Source organism: Pseudomonas sp. BE134, from assembly GCF_031456105.1.
GTDB lineage: Bacteria > Pseudomonadota > Gammaproteobacteria > Pseudomonadales > Pseudomonadaceae > Aquipseudomonas.
Genome location: NZ_JAVDUA010000070.1, coordinates 1 through 1,416 on the forward strand (window position 1 = coordinate 1; position 1,416 = coordinate 1,416).

Consider the following 1,416-nt stretch of genomic DNA (forward strand, 5'->3'; position numbering starts at 1 on the left):
TCTAAGGCCGAGAGCTGATGACGAGTGTTCTTTTAGAACACGAAGTGGTTGATGCCATGCTTCCAAGAAAAGCTTCTAAGCTTCAGGTAACCAGGAACCGTACCCCAAACCGACACAGGTGGTTGGGTAGAGAATACCAAGGCGCTTGAGAGAACTCGGGTGAAGGAACTAGGCAAAATGGCACCGTAACTTCGGGAGAAGGTGCGCCGGTGAGGGTGAAGCATTTACTGCGTAAGCCCATGCCGGTCGAAGATACCAGGCCGCTGCGACTGTTTATTAAAAACACAGCACTCTGCAAACACGAAAGTGGACGTATAGGGTGTGACGCCTGCCCGGTGCCGGAAGGTTAATTGATGGGGTTAGCTAACGCGAAGCTCTTGATCGAAGCCCCGGTAAACGGCGGCCGTAACTATAACGGTCCTAAGGTAGCGAAATTCCTTGTCGGGTAAGTTCCGACCTGCACGAATGGCGTAACGATGGCGGCGCTGTCTCCACCCGAGACTCAGTGAAATTGAAATCGCTGTGAAGATGCAGTGTATCCGCGGCTAGACGGAAAGACCCCGTGAACCTTTACTATAGCTTTGCACTGGACTTTGAATTTGCTTGTGTAGGATAGGTGGGAGGCTTTGAAGCGTGGACGCCAGTTCGCGTGGAGCCAACCTTGAAATACCACCCTGGCAACTTTGAGGTTCTAACTCAGGTCCGTTATCCGGATCGAGGACAGTGTATGGTGGGTAGTTTGACTGGGGCGGTCTCCTCCTAAAGAGTAACGGAGGAGTACGAAGGTGCGCTCAGACCGGTCGGAAATCGGTCGTAGAGTATAAAGGCAAAAGCGCGCTTGACTGCGAGACAGACACGTCGAGCAGGTACGAAAGTAGGTCTTAGTGATCCGGTGGTTCTGTATGGAAGGGCCATCGCTCAACGGATAAAAGGTACTCCGGGGATAACAGGCTGATACCGCCCAAGAGTTCATATCGACGGCGGTGTTTGGCACCTCGATGTCGGCTCATCACATCCTGGGGCTGAAGCCGGTCCCAAGGGTATGGCTGTTCGCCATTTAAAGTGGTACGCGAGCTGGGTTTAGAACGTCGTGAGACAGTTCGGTCCCTATCTGCCGTGGACGTTTGAGATTTGAGAGGGGCTGCTCCTAGTACGAGAGGACCGGAGTGGACGAACCTCTGGTGTTCCGGTTGTCACGCCAGTGGCATTGCCGGGTAGCTATGTTCGGAATAGATAACCGCTGAAAGCATCTAAGCGGGAAACTAGCCTCAAGATGAGATCTCACTGGGACCTTGAGTCCCCTGAAGGGCCGTCGAAGACTACGACGTTGATAGGTTGGGTGTGTAAGCGCTGTGAGGCGTTGAGCTAACCAATACTAATTGCCCGTGAGGCTTGACCATATAACACCCAAGCAAT

The 1,416-nt window shown here is 53.0% G+C and carries 1 rRNA gene; it reads left to right on the forward strand.

What is annotated here, in order from left to right:
- A 23S ribosomal RNA gene (locus tag J2Y56_RS28350) occupies positions 1-1,400 on the forward strand; the annotation flags it as partial.
- Between the last annotated feature and the right edge of the window lie 16 nt (positions 1,401-1,416).